Annotated in this window: 26 protein-coding genes; 10 read left to right on the top strand and 16 right to left on the bottom strand. The window is 69.1% G+C overall.

Annotation, left to right across the window (positions count from 1 at the left end; all coding sequences use genetic code 11):
• The first annotated feature begins 163 nt into the window (after positions 1 to 163).
• On the top strand, positions 164 to 649 hold the full coding sequence (locus tag FQU85_RS06865; protein ID WP_145846092.1) for a hypothetical protein: 486 nt from the start codon (positions 164 to 166) through the stop codon (positions 647 to 649).
• Between the two features lie 188 nt (positions 650 to 837).
• On the opposite strand, the gene FQU85_RS06860 is transcribed toward FQU85_RS06865, so the two are convergent.
• Positions 838 to 1,122, bottom strand: coding sequence for a translation initiation factor eIF-1A (locus tag FQU85_RS06860; RefSeq protein WP_145846089.1), 285 nt, complete (start codon positions 1,120 to 1,122; stop codon positions 838 to 840).
• A 201-nt stretch (positions 1,123 to 1,323) separates the two neighbouring features.
• Between FQU85_RS06860 and FQU85_RS13310 the strand changes: the two genes are divergently transcribed.
• The 3 genes from FQU85_RS13310 to FQU85_RS06850 are packed head-to-tail and all read left to right on the top strand — an operon-like array spanning position 1,324 to position 2,966.
• Entirely contained in the window at positions 1,324 to 1,488 is a 165-nt protein-coding gene (locus tag FQU85_RS13310) for a hypothetical protein (protein ID WP_168219945.1), read from the top strand.
• 41 nt (positions 1,489 to 1,529) lie between these two features.
• Positions 1,530 to 2,576 (top strand): extracellular solute-binding protein, encoded by a 1,047-nt coding sequence (locus FQU85_RS06855; protein ID WP_145846085.1) that lies wholly within the window; start codon positions 1,530 to 1,532, stop codon positions 2,574 to 2,576.
• A 42-nt stretch (positions 2,577 to 2,618) separates the two neighbouring features.
• Complete coding sequence (locus FQU85_RS06850) at positions 2,619 to 2,966, top strand: DUF5518 domain-containing protein (protein ID WP_145846081.1); 348 nt, start codon at positions 2,619 to 2,621, stop codon at positions 2,964 to 2,966.
• Here FQU85_RS06850 and FQU85_RS06845 read toward each other — a convergent pair.
• The 4 genes from FQU85_RS06845 to FQU85_RS06830 all read right to left on the bottom strand — a co-directional run bounded on the left by FQU85_RS06845 (position 2,963) and on the right by FQU85_RS06830 (position 5,052).
• The gene (locus FQU85_RS06845; RefSeq protein WP_145846079.1) at positions 2,963 to 3,208 is read right to left on the bottom strand and encodes a hypothetical protein; all 246 of its coding nucleotides are present in this window, start codon (positions 3,206 to 3,208) and stop codon (positions 2,963 to 2,965) included. The genes FQU85_RS06850 and FQU85_RS06845 overlap by 4 nt on opposite strands.
• Before the next feature lie 169 nt (positions 3,209 to 3,377).
• Positions 3,378 to 4,565, bottom strand: a complete 1,188-nt coding sequence (locus FQU85_RS06840) for a redox-regulated ATPase YchF (protein ID WP_145846074.1) — start codon at positions 4,563 to 4,565, stop codon at positions 3,378 to 3,380.
• A 54-nt stretch (positions 4,566 to 4,619) separates the two neighbouring features.
• Entirely contained in the window at positions 4,620 to 4,844 is a 225-nt protein-coding gene (locus tag FQU85_RS06835; protein WP_145846068.1) for a nucleoside triphosphate pyrophosphohydrolase, read from the bottom strand.
• A gap of 25 nt (positions 4,845 to 4,869) precedes the next feature.
• Positions 4,870 to 5,052 (bottom strand): DUF5786 family protein, encoded by a 183-nt coding sequence (locus FQU85_RS06830; protein ID WP_145846064.1) that lies wholly within the window; start codon positions 5,050 to 5,052, stop codon positions 4,870 to 4,872.
• Between the two features lie 107 nt (positions 5,053 to 5,159).
• On the opposite strand from FQU85_RS06830, the gene FQU85_RS06825 reads away from it, so the two are divergent.
• Positions 5,160 to 5,528 carry a cupin domain-containing protein gene (locus tag FQU85_RS06825; protein WP_145846059.1) on the top strand — a complete coding sequence of 123 codons (369 nt, stop codon included), beginning with the start codon at positions 5,160 to 5,162 and terminating at the stop codon, positions 5,526 to 5,528.
• Here FQU85_RS06825 and FQU85_RS06820 read toward each other — a convergent pair.
• Positions 5,525 to 6,232 (bottom strand): fumarylacetoacetate hydrolase family protein, encoded by a 708-nt coding sequence (locus FQU85_RS06820; protein ID WP_145846058.1) that lies wholly within the window; start codon positions 6,230 to 6,232, stop codon positions 5,525 to 5,527. The genes FQU85_RS06825 and FQU85_RS06820 overlap by 4 nt on opposite strands.
• Before the next feature lie 78 nt (positions 6,233 to 6,310).
• Here FQU85_RS06820 and FQU85_RS06815 point away from each other — a divergent pair, with 78 nt between their 5' ends.
• From FQU85_RS06815 to FQU85_RS06800, 4 genes are all read left to right on the top strand, one after another.
• Positions 6,311 to 6,571 (top strand): transcriptional regulator, encoded by a 261-nt coding sequence (locus FQU85_RS06815; protein ID WP_145846054.1) that lies wholly within the window; start codon positions 6,311 to 6,313, stop codon positions 6,569 to 6,571.
• 43 nt (positions 6,572 to 6,614) lie between these two features.
• A complete protein-coding gene (locus FQU85_RS06810) occupies positions 6,615 to 7,454 on the top strand; it encodes a rhodanese-like domain-containing protein (protein ID WP_145846050.1) in 840 nt (279 codons plus the stop codon).
• Positions 7,455 to 7,606: 152 nt separating this feature from the next.
• Positions 7,607 to 8,929 (top strand): GTPase, encoded by a 1,323-nt coding sequence (locus tag FQU85_RS06805; protein WP_145846047.1) that lies wholly within the window; start codon positions 7,607 to 7,609, stop codon positions 8,927 to 8,929.
• A 182-nt stretch (positions 8,930 to 9,111) separates the two neighbouring features.
• Entirely contained in the window at positions 9,112 to 10,077 is a 966-nt protein-coding gene (locus FQU85_RS06800) for a phytoene/squalene synthase family protein (protein ID WP_145846042.1), read from the top strand.
• Here FQU85_RS06800 and cruF read toward each other — a convergent pair.
• Genes cruF through FQU85_RS06780 form a run of 4 tightly spaced genes read right to left on the bottom strand, consistent with a single transcriptional unit; the run spans position 10,074 to position 13,901 of the window.
• The gene (cruF, locus tag FQU85_RS06795; RefSeq protein ID WP_145846039.1) at positions 10,074 to 10,877 is read right to left on the bottom strand and encodes a bisanhydrobacterioruberin hydratase; all 804 of its coding nucleotides are present in this window, start codon (positions 10,875 to 10,877) and stop codon (positions 10,074 to 10,076) included. The two genes, FQU85_RS06800 and cruF, sit on opposite strands and share 4 nt — an antisense overlap.
• Positions 10,870 to 11,697, bottom strand: a complete 828-nt coding sequence (locus FQU85_RS06790; protein ID WP_145846036.1) for a prenyltransferase — start codon at positions 11,695 to 11,697, stop codon at positions 10,870 to 10,872. The genes cruF and FQU85_RS06790 overlap by 8 nt, the downstream gene beginning before the upstream one ends.
• On the bottom strand, positions 11,698 to 13,161 hold the full coding sequence (locus tag FQU85_RS06785) for an NAD(P)/FAD-dependent oxidoreductase (RefSeq protein ID WP_145846033.1): 1,464 nt from the start codon (positions 13,159 to 13,161) through the stop codon (positions 11,698 to 11,700). It abuts the gene before it with no gap.
• A gap of 53 nt (positions 13,162 to 13,214) precedes the next feature.
• Positions 13,215 to 13,901 (bottom strand): YqjF family protein, encoded by a 687-nt coding sequence (locus FQU85_RS06780; protein ID WP_145846031.1) that lies wholly within the window; start codon positions 13,899 to 13,901, stop codon positions 13,215 to 13,217.
• Between the two features lie 80 nt (positions 13,902 to 13,981).
• Here FQU85_RS06780 and FQU85_RS06775 point away from each other — a divergent pair, with 80 nt between their 5' ends.
• Positions 13,982 to 14,833: a ZIP family metal transporter gene (locus FQU85_RS06775; RefSeq protein WP_145846029.1), complete on the top strand. Its 852-nt coding sequence runs from the start codon at positions 13,982 to 13,984 to the stop codon at positions 14,831 to 14,833.
• Here FQU85_RS06775 and FQU85_RS06770 read toward each other — a convergent pair.
• The 6 genes from FQU85_RS06770 to FQU85_RS06745 form a co-directional block, all read right to left on the bottom strand.
• Positions 14,830 to 15,150, bottom strand: coding sequence for a transcription factor S (locus FQU85_RS06770; protein ID WP_145846025.1), 321 nt, complete (start codon positions 15,148 to 15,150; stop codon positions 14,830 to 14,832). The genes FQU85_RS06775 and FQU85_RS06770 overlap by 4 nt on opposite strands.
• A gap of 50 nt (positions 15,151 to 15,200) precedes the next feature.
• The gene (locus FQU85_RS06765) at positions 15,201 to 15,662 is read right to left on the bottom strand and encodes a hypothetical protein (RefSeq protein ID WP_145846023.1); all 462 of its coding nucleotides are present in this window, start codon (positions 15,660 to 15,662) and stop codon (positions 15,201 to 15,203) included.
• Entirely contained in the window at positions 15,655 to 16,503 is an 849-nt protein-coding gene (locus FQU85_RS06760) for a hypothetical protein (protein ID WP_145846019.1), read from the bottom strand. The genes FQU85_RS06765 and FQU85_RS06760 overlap by 8 nt, the downstream gene beginning before the upstream one ends.
• A 79-nt stretch (positions 16,504 to 16,582) precedes the next feature.
• Positions 16,583 to 17,419: an HTR-like protein gene (locus FQU85_RS06755; RefSeq protein WP_145846015.1), complete on the bottom strand. Its 837-nt coding sequence runs from the start codon at positions 17,417 to 17,419 to the stop codon at positions 16,583 to 16,585.
• Between the two features lie 24 nt (positions 17,420 to 17,443).
• The gene (locus tag FQU85_RS06750; protein ID WP_145846013.1) at positions 17,444 to 18,424 is read right to left on the bottom strand and encodes a beta-ribofuranosylaminobenzene 5'-phosphate synthase family protein; all 981 of its coding nucleotides are present in this window, start codon (positions 18,422 to 18,424) and stop codon (positions 17,444 to 17,446) included.
• Positions 18,425 to 18,473: 49 nt separating this feature from the next.
• On the bottom strand, positions 18,474 to 19,409 hold the full coding sequence (locus tag FQU85_RS06745) for a hypothetical protein (RefSeq protein ID WP_145846011.1): 936 nt from the start codon (positions 19,407 to 19,409) through the stop codon (positions 18,474 to 18,476).
• Positions 19,410 to 19,499 lie beyond the last annotated feature (90 nt).

Raw genomic sequence — 19,499 nt, 5'->3', positions numbered from 1 at the left:
CTGGATAGAAAAGTGGTGGACTGGCTCTGTTGAAACCCTACCCAGTCGATCCAAACGGCCTGCGGCATACAGAGGGTAAGTTCAGCACACTATTGTGATCGGTACGATCCATTCTCAGTCCAGCGGTAATAGAGTTCTACTTCTGTTTGATTGGTTCGTTGGCTTGCACTCCGGCGACGACATCTCTCCGGAGACGGTCAGCGCCATCCGCGTGAAGGCCGATACGGTCGTCGCGACAGACGTCGGCACGACCGTCTGGGACGCCTACGGCCAGTCGGTTCCGTCTGGGAGCTCGACGACGATCGAGTTCCAGAACGTCGAAATCGACCAGCGAAGCCAATGGAGCAGTTCGAACTACACTATCGAGGTCACCGAGCCAGGGAACTATCTGGTCTCCGGCGGTATCTTCTTGCGCGACCAGCCCTCGTCCGGAACGAACCACTGGTTCACCGTCAGGAGGAACGGCAATGTCGGGGTCGCACAGGCGTTCGCAGAGGGCCCAAACGACTGGCAGCTCCAGGCGAGCCGCCCCGTCCTCGACGTTGATAGCGGCGACTCGTTCCACCTGGAGGTCGAACAGTACGAGGGCAGTCCGCTCCGTATCGGGGGGAGTCGGGTCTCAACGTACTTGTCCGTCGTGCAGCTGTAGGCGGGGCCTGCCGACAGAGCGGACAACCGCGGACACGCGCGTGCTCGGCTTGCGGCGGAGACTTAGACTAAGTCGCCTTGACAGCGGCGCCACCCACGTTCGCTATGGATAGATTGTGAGTCGTGAGTGCCGAGGCCGTTTTCGCGATACCGGTGGCTGTGCGGCGGGAAACGACGTGAGAAGTCGGGTTAGTCGATGTGGCCTTCTTCGCGGAGTTGTTCCGCGGCCTGGTCGTCGTAGCGCCATTCGACGTTGGCTTTCTCGTCCTGCCAGTCCCAGGGTTCGGCGAGGACGACGTCGCCCTCGTTGATCCAGACGCGGTACTTCATGCGACCGGGGATGCGGCCCATTCGAGTCTTTCCGTCTGCGCACTGGAGTTCGACGTGGTTGCCCCCGTTGTGTTGGGAGACCACGGCGAAGACTTCGTCGTCGTTTGGCATCCGGAGGTTCCGGCGGCCACTTTCTTCGCTCACAGCCTCTCTTGGGTGGGGAGACGGTAAAGTCATCCGATATGTGTGGTAGCATTGGTCGCGGCGGCAACACCCAGTACGAACATGAACATTTATGATAGTCTCGCGTTTGGGAGTACTCGTGATGCTATCCGTACGCGCACCCGCACGCCAGCACGCCCCGGCCAGTTCCGCCCGCTACCCACCCGAATCCACACCACCCAGATGAGCCAGAGTACGACACGACCCGCCGCATCGACCGCCAAGCACCCATCCATCGAGGACACGACCTCGTGGGTTGACCGCTGCCAACGCCAGTTCGGGTCTTCCGAGCGCCGCCTCCACAACCTCGTCGACGGCGAGAACCAGGCGATGCACGGCGGCGTGTAGGTAGTAAAAGCATAAGGCCGTCGTGTAACGACAACCGAGTGATGCGTCGTCGCGCCCTCCTCACCTCGCTCGCCTCCGGCGCGCTCGCCGGACTCGCCGGTTGTGCGAACTCCAGCACGCCCCGAGAGGCGTTGACGGCGGGCGCGACCCGAGAGTTCGTCGCGTCCAGTCCGGACGCCGAAGTCGCCGGAACCTGGCTCGCGGAGGAGTTCCGGGCGCGCACGACCGCCACGCTCTCCTGGGAGACGCCGCCCGGCGCGCTGTCGGCGTACGTCGCTCGCCACCTGCAGGGCGCAGCGGTCGACGCGGACGCGTTCCTCGGCGTGACCCCCGGGGCGCTCGCCACCGCACGCGAGCGCACCGACGGCCTGTTCACGGCGGCAAGTGGCTACGGTCAAGTGATCGACGCGTACGAGTTCGACCCCGAAGCGCGCGTGCTCCCGGTCACGCGCTCCGACGTGTGTCTCGTGTACGACGAGACGCGAGTCGCGCCGCCCACGTCGTTCGCAGAGTTCTTCGCTCCCGGACGCGCGCCGTTGACGCTCGTCCCCGACCCGCGGACGGACGCGCTCGGCCTCGCGTTCTTCGCGTGGTCGATCCACGAGTTCGGCCTCCGCGAGGCCTGCGAGCGCTGGCGCGAGTTCCTCGACGCGGGCGCGCACCTCGTCGCGTCCAGCGCGGACGCGCGAACCGCGTACCGGAACGGGCTCGGCGGCGTGCTCGTCGGCACGTCCACGACGCCGCTGTTCGCGGCACGCGATCGGCTCGACCTCGAACGCTACCGCGTACAGTTCCTCGACGGCGACGCCTATCGGCACGTCGTGGGCGTCGGCCGGTTCGCGGACGCCGCGAACGCGAAGCACGTCGACAGGTTCACCAGATTCCTGCTGGAACCGAACGTGCAGGGCCGAATCGCGGTTCTCACCGGGTCGCTCCCCGTCATCGAGGACGCCGCGCTCCCCGAGGACTTCGACCGGTACGTCCGCACCCCCGACGCCACCGTCAGCCCCGACTACGGCTCGCTCGCGGCCTCTCTCGGCGACTGGCTCGCCGCGTGGCAGCGCACCGTCACCGCCGCGCGCGCCTGAGCCGGCACAACCGACTTATCCCGGGGCCGCGTCCTGACGCGTATGGCGAAAGAGAACACCCTCATCAACGCCCTCATCGGCGCCGCAGTCACGGTCGTCCTCTCCTTCACGGGCGTCTCGCCCCTCCTCGGCGGCGCGGCCGCCGGCTACCTCCAGGCGAACGGCCCCGGCGACGGCGCGCGCGTCGGCGCGATCTCCGGCATCGTCGCCTCCCTCCCACTCATTCTCGTACTCGCGCTGTTCGCGGGCGCGCTCCCCTTCGCCCCCATCGAGTTCGCCGCGCTCGGCGTCGTCGCCATCCTCTTCGTCGTCGTGTTCGCCGTCGGCTTCACCGCCGCGCTGAGCGCCGCGGGCGGCTACATCGGCGGCTACCTCGAAGCAGAGTACTAGGCGGCGACCACGGAGAACGACACATCCCGCTCGCGTATATCGACAAACAACCCGGACGAATCATTCGCCCACTCCGTCCACTCACGCGTCCCCTCCGGCCCGTTCTCGACATCGACAGTGACGCGAACCGTCGACCCCTCAATGGGGTTTTCGTACGTTCGAGTCGCCCCAGCGGCGATCGAAACCGTGTCGTCGAGTAATCGCGTGTCGTCCTCGCGAACGACCCGAACGATGGCCGTCACCTCGGTTGCGGTGTGGTTCGTCAGGGAAATGTCGGTGACACCGGATTCCCGCGACGAACTACACCCGGCGAGCGCGAGCGCGGCGAGCGGCGCGGTTCGAACGAACCACCGACGAGAGAGAGGGAGCTTTCCGGAGGAACCGTCAGTAGGACGAAATGCCTTCTGGTGGTTACTGGTTCGTGGAGATGACTTCGACCACGTCGCCGGTTTCGAGTTCGGTGTCCGCGCCGATCTGGCGTTCGGTCCGGCAGTCGATAGCGTGGAGGAAGCCGTCGCCGATGTCGGAGTGGAGGTGGTACGCGAAGTCCTCGGCGGTCGCGTTCGCGGGGAGGACGAAGCAGTCGGGGAACGGGCCGTTCGTCCAGTTCCCGTTCGCGCTCCCGGGGAAGACGGCGACGGCGTCGAGTTCCTCGAACAGCGCGGCTTCGAGCGCGCGCTGGACGCCGGAGCCGTCGAACTCGGCGACGAACTCCCGAATCTGGTCGAGGCCCGCGGCCTGCTCGTCGCTCACGTCGCCGGTGATCTCGAAGTCGCTCGCGCCGGGCGTGTACTCGACGACGCCGTTCTCTTCTGCGGTCTTAAGCGCCTTCTCGGCGTGCGCGCTGCACGGGACGATGGTGAGGTGGTCGTAGTCGGGGTCGCTCGTGATTTCCTCGTAGTTCGCGCGGGCCTCGGGCGTGTCCATCTTGTTCGCCGCGACGACCATCGGCTTCGTGCGTTTGCGGATTTCGCGGGCGAGTTCGAGTTCGTCTGCTTCGTCCCACGTCGCGGGGTCGAGTTCGAGGCCGAGCGAGAGAATCGTCTGCTTGATCTCGTCCTTGTTCGTGCCGAACGCGCTCATCTGCTCCGCGAGTTCGACCTCGAGTTCCGTCTCGGCCATGTGCCGGGTCTCGAAGCGCTCGATGCCCTTCTCCAGGATGGAGAGGTACCACTGGTCGAGTTCGTCTTCGAGGAAGTCGATATCGTCGCGGGGGTCGTGGCCCTCCGTGGGTTCGCCCTCCATGTCCGTCTCCCCGGAGAAGTCCACGACGTGCACGAGCACGTCCGCCTCGTTCAGGTCGGTGAGGAACTGGTTCCCGAGGCCCTTCCCCTCGTGCGCGCCCGGAATCAGGCCCGCCACGTCCACGAGTTTCACGGGGACGAAGCGCTTGTCGTCCCGGCAGTAGCCCGTGTTCGGCTCGCACGTCTCGTCGAAGTCCGGGGCCGCGCAGTCCACGCGGACGTACGCCTCGCCGAGGCTGGGGTCGATAGTCGTGAACGGGTACGCGCCCTCGGGCACGTCACCCATCGTCGCCGCGTTGAAGAACGTGGACTTCCCCACCGAGGGCTTGCCCACGAGACCGATCTTGTAACTCATTACCCGAAAGAGACGATTCGCGCCTAAACGGGTTCTGAAAGGCCCGGTGGCGTGTTACTCGCTACCAGAACGCTCGACCGCGTCGAGGACGGCGCGCACGTCCGCCAGTTCCGCGGCCGACGGGTCGTCGTGGAACTCCGCGACCGCCGCGTCCAGTTTCTCGTGCAGTCGCTCCCGGTACTCCGCACCCGAGACGCGTTCGAGTTCCGGCGTCTCGCCGTTCGCTCGAATCACGTCAGGAACGCCGTCTCGAACCAGTTTGTCGTGCGTCTCGCGCACGACCGAAAACGAGCGCGCCGGGGCCTTAGTCTTCGTCGTCGCTGTCTTTCATGTCGCTGAGCGCGTCCACGAGCGCGTCCGTGTCGTCGCCGCCCTCCAGCGCGACCTCGCCCTCGTGGTCGTTCTCGTGGACGTTCACGCCCGCGTCCTCGTCCACGTTCGCGCTCTGGTCTTTCTGCTCGGATTCGTCGTAGCTTCCGAAGCCCATTGGGTTCGAGAGGACGCGACGGGGACGGAAGAACCCCCCGGATACGCCCGACCGTGCTATGGTTCCCCGTCCCGAACCCTCATTCCGTCCGCCATCCATCGTGACGTATGGAGAAAGTCAGCGTCGACGACGCCTTCGACTCGTTCAGCGAGCAGTGGAGTCCGCGCGTGCTCGCCGAGGCGAACGCCCAGCACGTGAAGGCCGCACGGTTGGAGGGCGCGTTCGTCTGGCACGCCCACGAGGACGCGGACGAACTGTTCTACGTCCTCGACGGCCGCCTCGACATCGAAGTCCGCGACGACGACCCCGTCGAACTCGCGGCGGGCGAACTCGTCGTCGTTCCGGCGGGCGTCGAACACAGGCCGGTCGCGCGCGACGGCGAGGCGAAAGTCCTGCTCGTCGAACCCGCGGGCACCCTGAACACGGGCGACGCCGACGACGAAGAGCGAACCGTCGAGAACCCGGAACGCCTCTAGCGGACGGTGTTGTGGAGAGTGCCGACGCCCTCGTACGTGATGGCGACCTCGCTTCCCGGTTCGATCGTTCCGGGGTTCGCGGGACTGCCGAACGCGACCACGTCCCCGGCCTGAAACGTGAATCGCTCGCTGAGGAACGCGATGATCTCGCGGGGGTCGAACAGCATCAGTTCCGTGTTCGACTCCTGGCGGCGCTCGCCGTCCACGACGGTGTGCATGTCGATACCGGTGGGGTCGAGGTCGGTCGCTATCCAGGGGCCGAGCGGGCCGGAGCCGTCGAACGCCTTCCGGGCGGTGCGGCCGGGCTGGTCGAGCGCGTCCACGTCGTTCATGATGGTGTACCCGCGCACCGCGTCGGGGACCTCGTCCTCGGTGAGGTCGGTGCACTCCTCGTCGATGACGGCGGCGAGTTCGCCGGCGTACGTCACCTCCTCCGAAAAACTCGGATACGGAATCGCGTCTCCGGGGCCGATGACGGACACGGGCGGCTTGATGAAGAAGTCGGGCTGGTCGGGGCGCTCGTACTCCATCTGGTCGAGCGTCGCCGCGTAGTTCCGGCCGACGCAGTAGAGCGCCGACGGTGAACACGGCGCGAGCAAGTCCTCGGTGGCCACGTCGTGCGCGGCGTCATCGGTGACGAGCGTCCCGTCCTCGTAGCGTCCCTCGACGACCTCGCCGTCGATGCGGGCGCGAGCGAGTTTCATGTGCCCGGGTTCGCGGGAGGCCGCCGTAGGCGTTGCGCTCCCGACACCGCCTTGCCAGTGCGCGCCCTCACGGCGGGTATGAGCCTGAACGAGCACGCGAAACGCGTGTACAACGTCGCGCCCGACCCCGTCCTGTTGACGTTCGCGGACGGCGAGACGCACGAGTTCGAAATCGAGAGCACGGAGTTCTTCCAGGAGGACTTCCAGGGCGAAGCCGCCCGAGTGGACGACGACGCCGACTACCGGCTGGTGACCGACGGCGACGACCTCGTGGTCGGACGGAACGCGGGCGACGGCTGGGCGACGTTCGGCGTCGTCACTGACGTAGCGCGTGCGTAGCCGACTGCGTCAACCCTAACTTACCGGAGTCCCTGCCTCGGGTATGAACCGACGCGCGTTCCTCGGCGCGATGGGCGGCGCGGCGGCCGCCGGACTCGCCGGCTGCCTCGGAATCGGCAGCGGCAGCGCCGAGAACGGCACCGGGTCGTCCGCGTTCTACCACCCGGGGAACCTGAAGACGGCGTTCGTGCGGAACGGCGACTACCCCGACGACCCCGCTCCCGCGGACGGCGTGCCGCCCGAGTTCGGCGGCCGGCCCGCGGAGCGCTCCATCGACACGGCCGCGTTCGAGACGCTGGACGTGAACGGACAGACCGTGAAGCTCGCGCCCATCGACGTGGCGAAGTACTGGTACGACCGTGGCGAAGCGCGGTTCGTGGACGCCCGCCCGAAGACCCAGTACGAGCACGCGCACATCTACGGCGCGGTGAACAGCCCCGCCCAACCCCAGGCCGCGGGCGGCCCGGTGGACGGCTGGCCGACCGACGACCGCGTCGTCGCCTACTGCGGCTGTCCCCACCACCTCTCCGCGATCCGCGCGTCCACCCTCCAGGCCGCGGGCTACACGGACGTGTACGTCATCGACGAGGGGTTCTGGACGTGGCACGACCGGGGGTACCCGATGGCGGGCACGGACTTCGATAAACCGGCCGCCTACCACATCGACGGCCGCGTCGACCCGGCGTACAGCGGCGCGTACGCGTGGGCGACGGCCGTCGACTCCGACCAGCAGGAGGCCGCGCCCATCGGCGACGACGGCCTGTACGAACTCCACCTCCGATTCAGCGACATCTCCGAGGCGACCACGATCCGGGTTGACACGCCCGCGTACAGCGTGACTGGCACGCTCGCAGACCTCGTCGCTGGCACAGTCACCGGATAGACCGTCCGTTTTCGGGTTGGCGAGCGGCGGCCGGACGTGCTCGCGCGGGGGGAGGGCGCGGTCGACCGCGCTCGCCTGCCGCCGCTGCTTCCCCCCCGACCGTCTCCCTAGGCGGCCTCCGGACTTTTGGGCGTCCCCCTCGTGCTCTCGGTATGGCAGAACGCGTTGTCATCACGGGCGCGGCGGGCCGCGACTTCCACGACTTCAACACCGTCTTCCGGGACGACGACGCCGTGGAAGTCGTGGCGTTCACGCGCGCGCCCGACCAGAACCTCGGCGAAACCGAGCAGGGACACGACCGCTACCCGCCCGAACTCGCCGGTCCCCGATACCCGGACGGCATCCCCATCCGCCCCGAAGCGAAGTTAGAGGACATCGTTCGCGAGGAGGGCGTGGACACCGTCGTCTTCTCCTACTCCGACGTCTCGCACGAGCACGTGATGCACACCGCGTCGCGCGCGCTCAGCGAGGGCGCGGGGTTCCGATTGATCGGACCGAACGAGATGCAACTTGACGTGGACGTGCCGGTGGTGGCGGTGGACGCCGTGCGGACGGGCTGCGGGAAGTCACAGCTCTCGCGGGCGTTCGCGGACGAACTCCAGTCCCGCGGCTACGACGTGGGCGTGGTTCGAGAGCCGATGCCGTACGGCGACCTCGCCGCGAACCGCGTGCAGCGCTTCGAATCGACGGCAGACCTCGAATCGGTGACCGTAGAGGAGCGCGAGGAGTACGAACAGCACGTGGAGCGCGACCACACGGTGTACGCTGGCGTGGACTACGAGGCGGTGCTGGCGCGCGCGAGCGACGAGAACGACGTGCTGGTCTGGGACGGCGGGAACAACGAACTGCCGTTCGTGCGGCCGGACGCGCACGTCGTGCTCGCCGACCCGCTCCGGGCCGCGGACACGGACACCTACCATCCGGGGGAGGCGAACCTCCGGGCCGCGGACGCCGTCGTCGTGAACAAGGAGAACTCCGCGAGCGACGACCAGGTGTCGGAGACCGTCCGACGGATACGGGACGCGAACTCGGACGCGCCGGTGTATCACGCGGACTCCGTGGTGTCCGTGGACGCCCCCGAACGAATTCGGGGCGCGTCAGTGCTCGTGGTGGAGGACGGGCCGACGCTCACGCACGGCGACGCGACGTACGGTGCGGGAACGGTCGCCGCGGCGGAGTACGGCGCGGCGGAACGCCTCGACCCGCGCGGGGCCGCGGTCGGCTCCATCGCGGACGTGCTCGAGTCGTACGACCACCTCGACCGCGTGCTCCCCGCGATGGGGTACTCGGACGCGCAGTGCGCCGACCTCGAAGCGACCATCGACGCCGTCGGCCCGGACGCGGTGGTCTCGGGAACCCCTATCGCGCTCGAACGCGTCGTGGACGTGGACGCGCCGGTCGTGGACGCGTCCTACCGCGTCGAGTTCCACGACACGACGCCCGGCGAACTGCTCGACGCCATCACTGACCTGTAAGTTCGGGTGCGAACAAGCTTCCGGGGCGGTGTGACGGCACGTACGAGGACCGCCTCGGGTTTCGCGTGCCATCGGGCGCGACTTCGCTGGGTCGTGCGGCGCGCGCACGCCGCGCTCGGGGAGAACGCACGCCGGTAGCCCCGCACAACTAAGTCGCAGGCGGCCGTCCCTTCGAGGTATCTATGGTCTCCCGGGAGCAGGTCGCGACGGCGAAGTCGATACACCGACGGACGGGAAAGACGTTCTATCTCGCGACGCGACTCCTCCCGGAGCGTGTGCGACGCGGAACGTACGTCCTCTACGGGTTCTTCCGCGTCGCGGACGAGGTCGTCGACGGCGACGAGTCGTTGGCGGCGGCGGAGCAGCGCGCCGAACTCGAACGCATTCGCGAGGGCGTGCTGGGCGACAGGACGCCCGAGGACGACGTGCTCGCGGCGTTCGCGGACGTGAAGGAGACGTACGGCATCCCGGACGGCGAGGTCGAGGTGTTCCTGGACACGATGGAGGCCGACATCGAGCAGCAGACGTACGAGACTGCGGCCGACCTCGACGAGTACATGCGGGGGTCTGCGGTGTCCGTCGGGCACATGATGGTGTACCTGATGGACCCCGAGCGGGAGAACGCGGACGCGGCGCTGCCGCACGCCGGCGCACTCGGGAAGGCGTTCCAGCTCACGAACTTCATCCGGGACGTTCGCGAGGACATCGACGACCTCGACCGCGTGTACGTGCCGATGGAGCGCTTGCGGTCGAACGGCGTCACGATCGACCAACTGCGGAACCACGAGCCCTCGGAGGGGTTGAGGACAGCGCTCCAGTCGGAGCTGTCGCGCGCGGAGGCGCTCTACCGGGAGGGCGTCGCGGGCATCAAGTACCTCCCCCGCGACTGCCAGTTCCCCGTCCTGCTGGCGGCAGTCCTGTACGCGGAACACCACCGGCTCATCCGCCGGCAGGGGTTCGACGTGCTCTCGGAGCGCCCGAGCCTCAGCCTCCCCCGGAAGCTGTACGTGACGGCGAAGACGAGCTGGCGGTGGTGGCGCAACGACGACCCGGAAGCGGTGTTCGACGCGGTGAGCGCGGTACCGTCAGACCGGACGGGCGCACCCGAGGGCGACCGGGAGCGCGAAGAAGACGTGGCGACGCTCTAACGAACCCGGAAGTCGAAGCGCTCGGTTCTGACGAGCACTGCCACGCCGAGTGCGGCGAGCAGCGCGGGCAGCCAGTTCGCGTACACGAGGTTGACGGCGCCCCAGAGCAGGACGAAGCTCACGAGGTCGTCGAGCATGAACTCGCAGCGCGCGAGGCGTCCGGCGAGCGCGCGCGGGCTGAACGCGTACTCGACGAACGCGATGGCCACGGTGGCGGAGACTATCCAGCCGAGGTAGTTCGAGAGGGGGACGCCGTAGTAGACGCCGCCGCTGGCGTACCGCCAGAACCCGAGGCTGACGGCGGCGGGGTCGAGGACGAGGTCGCCGAGAACCACGACGAGGACGGCGAGCGCGACCCGCACCCAGCCGGGCGTGTTCGCGCGGACGACGAGGAGGACGAGGAGGTAGGCGTTCAGGACGAGCGGGAAGAAGAAGACGGGGAGGCCGACGGGGACGCCGGCGAGCATCGGGCCGAGGCTGACGAGGTACTCGAACTCGCCGTAGGGGAGGCCGGTGTGGACGCCGACGTACTCCACGAGGTACGTGTAGGTGGTGAGGCCGGCGAGCGCGACGGCTTCCCGGCGACCGACGAGGGGGAGGAAGCCGGCGACGAGCGGGAGGCGCATGACGAGCGTGCCGAACAGCACGAACGCGGGGTTGAACGCGAGCGGCGGCGGGAGGACGCCCATTTCGCTCGCGACGAGCGTGAGCGCGCCGACGAGCGGGAAGACGACGGCGACGGTGAAGCGGTTCTCGCGGACGAGGCGCTCCAGCCGTTCTTCGACGGTGCGTCTATCCATAGAGCCTCCAGAGGCCGGCGAGCGTGAGCGTCATGCCGGCGAGTCCGTTCAGGTACGGGAACCACCAGTACGCGCGCTCGACCGACACGGCGGAGCGCGCGACCCACGCGCAGAACGCGGGGTATATCGCGAAGACGGCGAGCAGCCGGAGGTCGAGCGCGGCGAACGCGAGGGCCGCGAGCGTCCACACCGCGACGCAGTACGCGTACGTCTTGGGTTCGCCGAGCCAGGTCGCGGTGGTGCGGATGCCGGCCTCCCGGTCCGGGACGATGTCGGGGATGGCGCTGAACGTGTGCATTCCCATCGTCCACAGCCAGCCGCCGACGACGGCGAGCAGTGGGGGATGGTGGCCGGCGAGCGCGGCGTACGCGGCCGCGCCGGGGAGGACGTAGAGGCCGTTCGAGGCGGAGTCGAGGAGGGGCGTGGTCTTGAAGCGAACGGGGGGCGCGCTGTACCCGACGGCGAGCGCGAAGAAGCCGGCGAGCCACGGCCACGCGACGGCCGGCGTGACGGCGAACGTCCCGAGGCCGAGCACGCCAGTCGCGGCGACGGCGACGAGCGCGTCCCGGGAGCCGCGGTAGCGCGCTTCCTTTTCGTCCTTCTTGGGGTTATGTTCGTCCACGTCGCGGTCGAAGACGTCGTTGACGCCGTAGAGGAAGACGTTCGCGGGCACGAGGAAGTACGCTGCGAGCGCGAGCACGACCGGACTCGTGAGGTCGCTCAGTCCGGTGGCGGCGTAGGTCGCGCCGACGAGGACGGGACCGGCGAGGTAGAGCCAGAACCGCGGCCGAGAGAGCGTGAGGAGGTACCGAAAGTCCATCTACAGCACGTAGTCGGCGGTGAGTTCGCCCGAGATGAGGCACATCGGCACGCCGATGCCGGGCGTGGTGTTCGCGCCCGTGAAGTAGAGGCCGTCGCAGGACTCGCTCGCGTGCGGCGGGCGGAACAGCGCCGTCTGAGTGAGCGTGTGCGCCATCCCGAGCGCGGTGCCCTGGTAGCTGTTGTAGCGCTCCGCGAAGTCGTTCACGGAGAACGATTCCTCCACGACAATGCGGTCGCGGACGTCGACGCCGGTGTTCTCGGCGAGGTCGTCGAGCACGAGGTCGCGGTACTCCGCGCGAATCTCAGGGGTGTCGTCGAGGCCGGGGGCGATCGGGACGAGGACGAAGAGGTTGCTGTGGCCGTCGGGCGCGACGGTGTCGTCCGTGTCGGAGGGGACGCAGACGTAGTAGGCGGGGTCGTCGGGGTACACGGGGTCGTCGAATATCTCCGCGAAGTGCTCGTCCCAGTCGGTGGGGAGGACGAGCGTGTGGTGGGCGAGCGGATCCACGTCGCCCTCGACGCCGAGGTAGAGGAGGAACGCGGAGGGCGCGTAGGTTCGGGACTCCCAGTAGGCCTCGTCGAACTGGCGGTACTGGGCGGGCAGGAGTTCCTGTTCGGTGTGCGCGTAGTCGGCGTCGCTCACGACGACGTCGGCCTCGTACTCGGCGTCCGCGGTGGCGACGGTGAACCCGGGTTCGCGGGGCTGGATGCGCTCGACGGCGGCGCCGGTGTGGAAGGTGACGCCCAGGTCGTCCGCGAGCGTGACGATGCCGTCGACGACGCCGCGCATCCCGCCCTCGGGGTAGTGGACGCCGAGGTTGAAGTCGACGTGCGTCATGAGGTTGTAGAGCGCGGGCGTGTTGCTGGGGCTGCCGCCGAGGAACACGAGCGAGTACTGGACGATCTGCTTGAGTTTCTCGTTCTCGAAGTAGTTCTCGACGTGGTCTTCCATCGACCCGAGGAGGCTGAGGCCGCGGGCGTTCCGGGCGACGTCGAGCGAGAGGTAGTCGCGGAGGCGGGGGCGGTCCTCGTAGACGAAGTGCTCCATGCCCACGTCGTAGTTGCGCTCGCTCTTCGCGAGGTAGTCCTCGAACGCGTCGCCCGCGCCCGACTCGTAGGACTCGAAGACGGAGCGAACGTGGTCGAGGTCGCCCGTCATGTCCACGCGGTCGCCGTCCTTGAAGAAGATCCTGTAATGCGGGTCGAGGGGCTGGAGGGCGTAGAAGTCCTCGGGGGCGTGTCCGAAGTCGGCGAAGAAGGACTCGAAGACGTCCGGCATCAGGTACCACGAGGGCCCCATGTCGAAGCGGAAGCCGTCGGTTTCGAGGACGCTCGCGCGGCCGCCGAGCTGGTCGTTCTTCTCCAGGAGCGTCACGTCGACGCCCGCGTCCGCGAGGTAGCAGGCAGTCGAGAGGCCGCCGAACCCGCCGCCGACGACGACGGCGGACGTGGGTGAACTCATAGCGGACGTGGGGGCGCGCGGACAATAAAACGACAGGCAGCGCGCCGGGCCTCTCAGGCGGGGCGGAGGTGGTGGGCGGTGACGGGGACGCCGGGGCTGTACGCGACGTGCGGGTCGCCCGCGGGGTGGTCGAAGCCGTTCGCGGCGAAGAGGTCGTTGTCGTCGAACGCGATTTCGGCGTCGGCCACTTCCCAGGGCGGGTGTTCCACCTCGCCGTACCAGAGGCGACTGCGGCCCTCCGTGTAGAACCGGTAGCGTTCGACGAGCCACTCGGTGAGACTCCCGGAGTCGGGCCTCGCGGGGGTCTCGGTGGGGCGGTAGGTCGCGGCGAACGCACACTGGGGGACGCCGCCGTGGGTGCGGGTGGACTCGAAGCGGGTGCCGTCGTCGGGCACGCGCTCGACGCGGGTGTCGGCGCGGTAGTAGGGGAGGCTGAACAGGCGACGGGCGAGCGCGATGCCGACGGGGTCGTCGGCGTCGAGGTTGTAGAAGTAGATGCCGGGGTCGCCGTCGTGTTCGACGTACGTGCGGAGGTTGAGTTCCGCGAAGTCCAATCCGACGCGGCGCGGGGCGTGGCGGGGGCGGACGCGGCCCATCAGGAAGGGGACGACGGAGAGGTAGGCCTGGCCGTCGTAGGTGTCGGCGTCGACGCTGTCGGGGAGCGAGCGCTCCACGAGCCGGGGGTTGACCGGCCAGCTGGCGAAGCAGACGCGCTCCCAGTCCATGTCGATGACGCGCATACGTCTCGTGCGCTCGCGAGCCTCTTCTACCCGGCGACCACCGACAGTGTTAATAATATCACCCCCAATGTTGTTAACGAATGAGTTCCGGAGCCTTCTCGAATCACAACTATCGCCCGGCGGTCGTGGTCGGCGCACTCAGCGTCCTCGCGTTCCTCGCCGCCTCCGCGTACGCCGTCACCGCCGAATCGTACAAGCTCCTCGGCATCTCCTGGGTGGCCTTCCTCGGCATGCTCGGGTTCGCCGCCGTCGGCTACCGCAAGCCCGCCGGCAACCCCACCGCGCTCGTCTGGGGGTACGGCCTCGCCGCCGGCGCGATGATAGCCAGCGCCGCCGCCTTCCTCGTCCCGCAAGCCATCGGCCAGCACCCCAAGTTCGGCGGGTTCGGCATCGCCGCCGGCGTCCTCGCCGGGTTCGCCGCGCACACCGTCGGCCACGAACTCACCCACCGCGACCTCCCGCTCGACACGACCACCGCGCAGATCGCCGCGCACGCGCTCTCCGCCGGCGCAATCATCGGCATCGTCTACGGGTCGATGCCCGACCTCGGACTGCTCCTCGGCCTCGCCATCGTCTCCCACAAGGGCCCCGCCGGCTACGCCGCCGCCGGCCGCCTCCGACGCAACGACCGCCCCCTCAGCATGCTCCTCCTCCCCGCCTCCGGCGTCGGGCTCGCCGCTATCGCCGCCAGCGCGCTCCAGATACCCGCCAGCCCCGAGTTCAGGGGTGTCGTCTTCGGGTTCGCCGCCGGCATCTTCCTCCACATCGCCATGGACTTCCTCCCCCGCTGTGAGGTCGGGAGCGAAATCCACGACGCCGCCGACCTCGACGAGCACGCCCACCACGCCCTCGACCGCCTCCGCAAACACGCCGTCGTGAGCGTGCTCGCCGGGAGCAGCGCCGTGTTCGCCGCCTGGCTCCTCGTCGCCTAACTGTAACTCCGCCAGCGGTGTCCGCACTCCGTACACTTGAAGAAGCGCGTCGGCGGTTCGTCCGCCGACCCGGTCTGCTTGATCGTGTACCACGCCGTGCCGTTCCCGCAGGCGTCGCACTCGACCTCCGCCGTGGGCTTCCCTTCGTCGCCGCTCTCGGGGTCGGACTCGACGACGTCGGAGGTGTCCTGGGCGTCCGTGGAGACGAACGCCTCCGCGAGATCCTCGTCCTGCGCCTCGCTGTAGCCGCACGAGGAGCACACCATGACGCCGTCCTCCTTTCGCATCATCGACCCGCACTCGTCGCAGAATTGCATACACCGGCTAGCCGCGCCCGGCGAAAAAACCCCTCGCCCCGTCGGCGACCCTACTCGGTGTCGGGGAGGTCGAACTCCTCCTCGTCCACGACCATCGGGCAGTCCACGACCTCGTAGTGGTCGGTGTCCACGACGCGACGGATTTCGGTTCCCTCGTGGGTGCAGTGGAGTTCGGGCGGTTCGCCGAAGTACTGGCAGTTGTGGCAGGTGCGGTTCTCGATGACGCGCACGTCCCGGTCTTCCTCGCTCTCCACCTGCTGGCCGATGGCGAGCGGTTCGCCCTCCGCCTCCGCGAGCAGGTCGCGCCACGCCTGCTCGCCGTCCAGCTCGCCCACGTCCACCTCGGAGAACAGGTCGTCGAACTCGCCGTCGCTCTCCCGCTCGCTCTCGCGCTCCCGAACGCCCGTCGCGAGGTCGGAGAGCGGCGCGCTCCGCTCCTCGCGACCCTCGTCGGCGCGCTGCTCGTCGCGTTCGTCTGCGGGCGCGCCGCTGTCGCGTTCGCCCTCACTCATCGGCGAGTTCCTCCAGTTCGTCGTCGAGGCTCTCCGCGACGTCCGGCGCTTCCAGCGCGGGGCGTTCGCCCGTGGTGAGCGTCGCGGACTGGAACAGCCCGAAGCGCCGCGAGGACTCCACGCCGGAGAACGTGCTCTGACAGAACGGACACGTCGCGTCCGTGAGGAGCGCGATGTCGACCGCGTTCTCGCACTCCCCGCAGACGGCCTCGCGGACGCCCTGTTCGTTCGCCATGTGCTTCAGCGCGCCCGCGGCGGCGCGCTCCTCCTCCGCGGCGGCGAGCGAGCCCGTCGACCGCCGCACCTCCACGAGCACGCGCGCGAGCGTCCCGACCTTCTCGTCGAGTTCCTCCGTGGTCTCCGTGAGGTACTCGAGAACGTCCTCGTAGTTCTCGAAGCCGTCCGTCGCCCACTCCCGGAGGTCGTCGACTTCCTCGGAGACGGCGCGCGTCTCCTCACGGAGTTCCCGAACCGTCTCCACCGCCGTGTCGATGCGCTCCGTCAGTTCGGAGTGGTCGTGCTGGGCGTCCGCCTTCTCGTCGAGTTCCTCAGCGACCTCGACGACGCGCTCGCGGACGTCCTCGAGATCGTCCTCGGTCGCGCTCCGGAGCGCGTCCACATCGTCTTCGAGCGCCGCCACGTCCCCGGAGAGGTCGTCGAGCTCGCTCTCCGTCGCAAAGGAGACGTCTCCAGACTCCTCGATGGTGCGGAACGCGGCGACCAGTCGCATCAGGAACGCGTCGGGGTCCAGGTTCGACTCGTCAGCCCGGGCTTCGAGCCACTCCGCCGCGCCCCCGGAGACGGATACCTCCCTCGTCGTCTCACTCGTCCCGTCCGGCATTCGTCCCTAATTCGGGAGCCGGGGGCTTAACGTGTTTGACCGCGATGGTAAAATTCACCCCGGGAAAAGTCAGTGAGAGTTAACGAATCTTGCGGACGTTACTCACGTCGAATCCGGCCTCGTGGATCTCCGTCTCGAAGCGAATGATGTCCTCGTCCTCCAGCTGGGACAACACGCCCCGGAACTCCCGGACGAACATCGTCCGCACGCGCTCGTTTCCGCCGGTCTCCCACTCGAACTGGATGGTGCCGTCCACGCTCGTCACGAGGTCGCCGAGTTCCACCTCCGTCAGCGCCTCCTGACTCACGTGGAGGAGGATGAGGCCGTTCCACGACCGCGCCGCCTTCCGCAGCCCCTTGAGCGCGTACACGATGTCGCTGAACTGGAGGGCGCCCGCCTGCGCGCTCACGAGGTCGGTGAGGGAGTCCACGACCACGAGGCTGTTCCGCGCGTTCGCGTCGAGGTAGTCCGCGAACGCCTCGATGACGCTCCGACGGTCGGTCTCCTTGCCGAGGTCGGTGATCGACCGGGTCTGCCCGACGTACCACTCGCGGGGCACCGGACTCAACTGGAAGAACTCGGGGGAGAGGTCTTTGAACCGAACCGACTGCAGGCCGGCGTCGACGATGTCGTCGTCCATCGTCAGCGACACCTCGCGGTGGAGTTCGTCCCCGCTCGCAGTGAAGGAGACGTAGTGGACGTCCGCGGGGAGTTCGGCCGCCGACCCGATCTCGCCGTAGTGGAGGTCGAAGAGGTCGGGGTCGTTGTACGCAAGCCCGTTCATCACGGCGCTCGTGAACAGGAACTCGCGTGCGCCGGCACCGGCCTCGCCCGCGAGCAGGACGACGCTCCCGCCGGGCGCACCGCCCCCGATCTGGTCGTCCAGCCGGGAGATACCGAACGGAATCCGAACCATACGGGTGAGACGGCGGGGGAGTGCTTACGAGTTGGGGTTGGGTTCGACGCGTGCGCCCGCGTTGTCGGGACGGACGACGCGCACGCGACCGTCACAGCCGGCGTCGTCGAGCGCGTTCCGCGCGGCGAGGCGGGCTTCCGCGGCGTGCGTCGCGTCCGTGACCGCGTACACCGCCGGCCCCCACGAGGACTGGCCCGCGCCGGAGACGGCGGGCGACGCACGGAGGCTGTCCACCACCGCGCCCGCGGGCGGCCGGTAGACGCCGCCCTGTTCGTCCGCGTACCACTTGCCGTTCAGCCGGCCGAGTTCCGCGACGGCGCGGCCGAACCGACCCCAGTCGCCCTCCGCGGCCGCGGGGAGGACGCGGCGGACGACGAGGCCCGCGATGGCGTCCGCGACGCCGGGGTCGGCGTCCTCGACGACGGTGCGCATGCTCGTCTCCTCCGCGTCGCCGTGCCGGCCGGGGTCCGCGTCCGGGAGCGCGAGCACGAACCGCCAGTCGTCGGGAACCGGTTCGCGCGCCGCGACTGCCGGCACCGTCCACGACCCGCGGTCCGGCGCGTCGACCGTGAACCGCTCCGTCGGGTGGCCGGCGTCAAGCACGAACCCCCCGGCCTCGAACCCGGCGACGCCGACGCCGGACCGTCCGCCGCGGCCGAGTGCGGGGGCGCGCTCCCTGACGCGTGGCTCGCGGTCGTGCGCGCGCGCTATCGCGGCGAGGACGGCGAGTGCGAGCTGGGTGCCGCTCCCGAGGCCGACGTGCCGCGGCAACTCGGACTCCACGGTCACCCGCGCTCCCTGCACGTCGAAGAGGGAGACGACGCGCTCTGCGTACTCGCGAGCGGTCGGGTGGTCGCAGACGACGCGGTCCGCGGGTTCGGCGGTGACGACGGTGCGGGGTTCGGCGAGCGCGACGCCGAGGCTCCCGTAGAGGCGCTCGTGGGCGAGCGAGAGGTTGCAGAATCCGAAGTGGAGGCGGGCGGGCGCGGAGACGCGAACGGCCATACACACACCTCGGAGAGTACGGGAAAGCCGGTTTCGACACCGGTAACGCCTACGAGAGCACGGCGTCCGCGACGACGCCCGCGCCGTTCTCGAACGCGGGCGGGTCGGGCGGGTCGGCGGCGGCCGCGACGACCTCGTCCGGACTGGTGACGGTGCGGAAGCCGGTGGCGCGGGCGGCGAGGCGGGCGACGCCGCGCTGCTCGCTCGTGCACGGATAGATGAGGGTGGGCGTGCCGGCGACCGCGGCCCCCATCACCGTCGAGTAGTCGGGGCAGACGACGAGGTTCGCGGCCCGCAGCGTCGGGAGCAGCGACGCCACCGGCTCCCAGTCCGCGCCGCCGACGACGGTGACGCGACGCCCGTTCTCGCGGAGGCCGTCGGCGACCGCGTCGAGCTCGTCCGAGTACGTGCTCGGCACCATCACCACGTCCGGGTCGCCGACGGCGGGCGCGTCCGCGTCGAGGGCGAGCGGCGGAACCCGCGAGACGCCCATCGGGTCGGCGTCCCCGGGCGGCCAGACGGCGGGGAAGAGGAAGTCACGGGCCGCCGCGACCTGATAGGCGGTACGCGTCCACGCGCCCGCGCGCTCGACCGGGTCGTCGTAGAGGCCGGGCGCGCTGTGGGTGCAGACGTAGAGCGGGACGCGCGCCATCGGCGCGGCCATCGCCGCGAACGCGTCGTCCGTCACGAGCGCGTCCGGGTTCTCGCGGCGGAGCCAGCGGTAGACGTCGCGGACGCGGCGCGCGCTGTCCGGGAGGCTGCCGGTGAGAACGTCCGCGAGGCCGCCGCCGTTCCGGTAGTCCCCGATGAAGTCGACGCGTGTGGGGACGGCCTCGTCGTACCCGAGGCGGTCGGCGAACCGTCCGCCGGAACCGCCGCCCGCGGGCGAGACGCGGGCGCCGCGGGCTTCGAGTTCGCGCGCGACCGCGAGCATCCCGGTGGCGTGCCCCGCGCTCGCCGGATAGTGTGCGACCGCGACGTGCATACCCGGAATCGGGGGCTCCCGCGAGGTGTAGCTTCCGGTCGTCCGGCAACGTCTGTTCGGTCGGGTGGGTTTATTCGTCCCGAGCGCCAG

The sequence above is a fragment of the Salarchaeum sp. JOR-1 genome (assembly GCF_007833275.1).
In the GTDB taxonomy this organism is placed as follows: Archaea; Halobacteriota; Halobacteria; order Halobacteriales; family Halobacteriaceae; genus Salarchaeum.
The sequence above is the reverse complement of the archived record's forward strand: the minus strand, read 5'-3'. Positions and strand labels throughout refer to the sequence as shown.

What these genes read in the sequence shown, in the direction of transcription:
- FQU85_RS13310 (WP_168219945.1), top strand. Translation starts at nt 1,324, where the DNA reads ATGAGCCAGAGTACGACACGACCCGCCGCATCGACCGCCAAGCACCCA.
- FQU85_RS06855 (WP_145846085.1), top strand. Translation starts at nt 1,530, where the DNA reads ATGCGTCGTCGCGCCCTCCTCACCTCGCTCGCCTCCGGCGCGCTCGCC.
- FQU85_RS06850 (WP_145846081.1), top strand. Translation starts at nt 2,619, where the DNA reads ATGGCGAAAGAGAACACCCTCATCAACGCCCTCATCGGCGCCGCAGTC.
- FQU85_RS06840 (WP_145846074.1), bottom strand. Translation starts at nt 4,565, where the DNA reads ATGAGTTACAAGATCGGTCTCGTGGGCAAGCCCTCGGTGGGGAAGTCC.
- FQU85_RS06830 (WP_145846064.1), bottom strand. Translation starts at nt 5,052, where the DNA reads ATGGGCTTCGGAAGCTACGACGAATCCGAGCAGAAAGACCAGAGCGCG.
- FQU85_RS06825 (WP_145846059.1), top strand. Translation starts at nt 5,160, where the DNA reads ATGGAGAAAGTCAGCGTCGACGACGCCTTCGACTCGTTCAGCGAGCAG.
- FQU85_RS06820 (WP_145846058.1), bottom strand. Translation starts at nt 6,232, where the DNA reads ATGAAACTCGCTCGCGCCCGCATCGACGGCGAGGTCGTCGAGGGACGC.
- FQU85_RS06815 (WP_145846054.1), top strand. Translation starts at nt 6,311, where the DNA reads ATGAGCCTGAACGAGCACGCGAAACGCGTGTACAACGTCGCGCCCGAC.
- FQU85_RS06810 (WP_145846050.1), top strand. Translation starts at nt 6,615, where the DNA reads ATGAACCGACGCGCGTTCCTCGGCGCGATGGGCGGCGCGGCGGCCGCC.
- FQU85_RS06805 (WP_145846047.1), top strand. Translation starts at nt 7,607, where the DNA reads ATGGCAGAACGCGTTGTCATCACGGGCGCGGCGGGCCGCGACTTCCAC.
- FQU85_RS06800 (WP_145846042.1), top strand. Translation starts at nt 9,112, where the DNA reads ATGGTCTCCCGGGAGCAGGTCGCGACGGCGAAGTCGATACACCGACGG.
- cruF (WP_145846039.1), bottom strand. Translation starts at nt 10,877, where the DNA reads ATGGATAGACGCACCGTCGAAGAACGGCTGGAGCGCCTCGTCCGCGAG.
- FQU85_RS06790 (WP_145846036.1), bottom strand. Translation starts at nt 11,697, where the DNA reads ATGGACTTTCGGTACCTCCTCACGCTCTCTCGGCCGCGGTTCTGGCTC.
- FQU85_RS06785 (WP_145846033.1), bottom strand. Translation starts at nt 13,161, where the DNA reads ATGAGTTCACCCACGTCCGCCGTCGTCGTCGGCGGCGGGTTCGGCGGC.
- FQU85_RS06780 (WP_145846031.1), bottom strand. Translation starts at nt 13,901, where the DNA reads ATGCGCGTCATCGACATGGACTGGGAGCGCGTCTGCTTCGCCAGCTGG.
- FQU85_RS06775 (WP_145846029.1), top strand. Translation starts at nt 13,982, where the DNA reads ATGAGTTCCGGAGCCTTCTCGAATCACAACTATCGCCCGGCGGTCGTG.
- FQU85_RS06770 (WP_145846025.1), bottom strand. Translation starts at nt 15,150, where the DNA reads ATGCAATTCTGCGACGAGTGCGGGTCGATGATGCGAAAGGAGGACGGC.
- FQU85_RS06765 (WP_145846023.1), bottom strand. Translation starts at nt 15,662, where the DNA reads ATGAGTGAGGGCGAACGCGACAGCGGCGCGCCCGCAGACGAACGCGAC.
- FQU85_RS06760 (WP_145846019.1), bottom strand. Translation starts at nt 16,503, where the DNA reads ATGCCGGACGGGACGAGTGAGACGACGAGGGAGGTATCCGTCTCCGGG.
- FQU85_RS06755 (WP_145846015.1), bottom strand. Translation starts at nt 17,419, where the DNA reads ATGGTTCGGATTCCGTTCGGTATCTCCCGGCTGGACGACCAGATCGGG.
- FQU85_RS06750 (WP_145846013.1), bottom strand. Translation starts at nt 18,424, where the DNA reads ATGGCCGTTCGCGTCTCCGCGCCCGCCCGCCTCCACTTCGGATTCTGC.
- FQU85_RS06745 (WP_145846011.1), bottom strand. Translation starts at nt 19,409, where the DNA reads ATGCACGTCGCGGTCGCACACTATCCGGCGAGCGCGGGGCACGCCACC.